The organism is Stenotrophomonas sp. P5_B8, from assembly GCF_054049855.1.
In genome coordinates this window covers 1-3,030 of record NZ_JBFULO010000444.1, presented here as the reverse complement: position 1 = coordinate 3,030, position 3,030 = coordinate 1, and the positions used below count along the sequence as shown (strand labels likewise).

Below are 3,030 nucleotides of genomic sequence, written 5' to 3'. Positions count from 1 at the left end.
GCATCGTATCGACAATAGTCGCCCGTCAGGTATCCGCGCCCGCCGAGAACCGGAAGGTCCACGAAACTCTTCCCGGTAAGTTCCGGGCGCTGGTGGTAGCCCAGTCCGACGCCATCGCCGACCATCACCAGTTCGCCAACCACACCGCGTGGGCACAGTCTCTGGCTGCCATCCAGGACGTAAGCCCGGGTGTTCTGGATGGGCCGACCGATGACCACCTGTGGCAGGGCCAACCATTGTGCCTTGTCGGCAACGAAGGCTACGGATATATCCGCGCACTCGGTGGGTCCGTAGATGTTTGCGACCCGGCTGTTGCAGACCTCGCTGGACAGCCACGGACTCAGCTGCGAGCGGTCGAGCGCTTCCCCCCCCAATGCGAGCAGGCGCATGCTGGCCAAGGAATGGAAACCGGTCCGCTGCGCTTCTCGAAGCAGCGCATACGCCGCACTGGGCGCGCAGTTGATGATCGAAACACCTGCCGTCGCGATAACGTCCAGCAACCCGGCAGGATCGAAACCCTCGGCCGGAGCAAGGATAAGCTGTCCACCGGCGATCACCGGAGCAACGATGTTCTTCAGCGAGGCGTCAAAACCGATAGGGATCATGAGCAACAGGCGGCTCGCCGCATCCAGCTCGGCGAAGCGAACGTACCAATCGCAGAGGTTCGCAAAAGCCCGGTGGCTGATGAACACACCCTTCGGTAGACCTGTAGAGCCTGATGTGTACAACAGGTAGGCCGGTGACTCAGGGTCGATTACAGGGTAGCTTTCGTCGAACGTATCGTGTTCACCCAGTGTTTCCACATCAAGGGTGAAGCCGAAGAACTCCGGCAGGTAATCGGACAGCGAGGACCGGGTGATGATGATCGCTATGCTGCTGTCCGCAAGCGTATGCTCGGTATGATCGGCGGGATAGCTCGAATCCAGGGGAACCAGCACGCCGCCGGTACGCAAGACCGCGATGACCGCTGCTGCCATCTCAGGCGACCGCTCGAGATAGACGCCGACCCGGTCTCCCGGCCGCATTCCCATGCGCGACAGGCGCGAGGCTATACGGCCAACCATCGTCTGCAGCTGGCTGTAGCTGAGGTCCCCGACCGGAGACCGTACCGCTATGGCATCGGGAGTACGTTCCACGCTCTGGTCCAGGCCCTCGAAAAGCCGGGTGGCATCCACCTCCACATGCTCGCCCTGGACCAGAGGCAATAGCTGCTGTTCCAGCACATGGCCAAGCGTGCCATCAACGTCGGCCGCAGGATGGTGCAGGCATTCCTCGAGCAGCACAAAGTACATGTCCAGCCAGCGCGCCACCGTCTCCACGCGAAGCAGATCTCGGTTGAACCAGACCTTGACCTGTTCGCTGCTGACCTTGAGTGTCAGATCGTACTGCGAAAGCACGGTGTCGGAAGCGCGCTCACGCAGGGTTATGCCGTCGAACTGCTCGAGGTCGCGTGAGTCCCGAGCGTACAGGAACTTGACCTGAAACAGCGGCGGGAACGCCGGATCCCGTTCAACGCCAAGATCGTCGACAAGTTGGTCGAAGGGCATCTCCTGATAGTCAAGGGCATCCTTGACCGTCTCCTGTACCCCTTCCAGATAGCCTTCCACGCTCGCGCCAATTGGCACGACACAACGCAGTGCAAGCTGGTTGACGAAGAATCCCGCCGTATCTTGGGTTCCAGGATGCTCGCGGCCGTACACATCCGTGCCGATGACCAGGTCACGCTCTCCCGTCAGCCGACTCAACAGGAGCGCGTAGGCACCGAGGTAGCAGGCGTACTCGCTTGACCTGTGTTCACGTGCGAAAGCCGCGACGCGTTGCTGCAACGCGCCAGGAAGCTTTCGCTCCAACAGCCGGCCGCGATACCCCTGCTGCGCCGGTCGCGGATGGTCAAGTGGCAGTTCAAGCACACCCTTGGCTCCGTGCAGCGTGTACGCCCAGTAGGATCGGGCCGGCTCGAGGGCACCCGCAGCAAAGCGCTGCACCTGCCACGCTGCGTAATCCATATAGGACGGGGGCAAAGCCGCCTCCGGCGCGTCCTGCCCCTCACCATCCAGACTGCGATAGGTCTTCGCAAGTTCCGCCACGAACTGCTGAATGGACCATTCATCCGTGGCGATATGGTGGAAACCCAGCATGAATACATGATGGTCATCGGCAAGGCGCAGCAGGCTGGCCCTGATCGGTAGCTCATCGGCAAGGTCGAAGGGACGATGCATCACGCGATCGCGCTGGTTCTCCAGTTCTGCTTCGGCAGACGCCGTTCCGCACCCGCTCAGATCGACCTGTTCCACCCGAAAAGTCAGGTCGCTGCGGAACCGCTGAGAAGCGACACCGTCCTGGACGAAGTACGTCGTGCGGTAGATACGGTGTCGAGCCACCACCCGCTCCAACGCCGCTACGAACCGCTCGCCATGCAACGGCCCATGCAGGGCCATTTCCACCGGAAGAATGAAGTGCGTTGCAAGCGGATCGTACTGATGCAGAAAGTACATGCGACGCTGTGCGAACGACAACGGTGCTTCGCTGACATCAGCGAATGCCGGCGGGCCCGATGCAATCTCGCTCGCTACCAGCGCCAGCAAGGCGTCCCTGTGCTGTTTCAACGCAGCGACGACATCCGCGGTAAGAAGCTCCTGCCCGCCAGTGACGCGCAGGCGCCCCTCTTCAACGACCAGATGGATGGCATTTTCATCGAGATATCGGACGAGCTGGAAGAGCTGCATGGACGCCTCTTGGTTCATTGGTGTTGCGCAGGCTGACTGCAAGGGGACACGTTCCGGTAGATGTTTCCAACCGCATCTCGAAAGTTGGCGGGACCGGTACGCAGAAGTATGTCGGGGGCGCTAGATGTTCCAGATACGCTTGGCAAACAGCCGTTCGGCATGGATGCCCGAGTCGGCGCATGATGCGAGCAGGCGATCAGATTCCAGAATCTGGCGCGCATCCTGGTCGTAGTCCATGCCCATGAAGTACTTAAACCAAGGCTCCATTCCCAGCGCATAGATATAGACTTCCGTCGGCTTGATG

1 protein-coding gene and 1 pseudogene are annotated in these 3,030 nt (G+C 60.9%); both read right to left on the bottom strand.

All coding sequences use genetic code 11. The annotated features are described in order from the left end of the window. Window positions 1-2,726: non-ribosomal peptide synthetase (locus tag ACXJKH_RS17755; protein WP_457321307.1), on the bottom strand; the 2,726-nt coding region annotated here is incomplete at its 3' end. A 120-nt stretch (window positions 2,727-2,846) separates the two neighbouring features. Then, a pseudogene (locus tag ACXJKH_RS17750) lies at window positions 2,847-3,030 on the bottom strand (hypothetical protein); the annotation flags it as partial.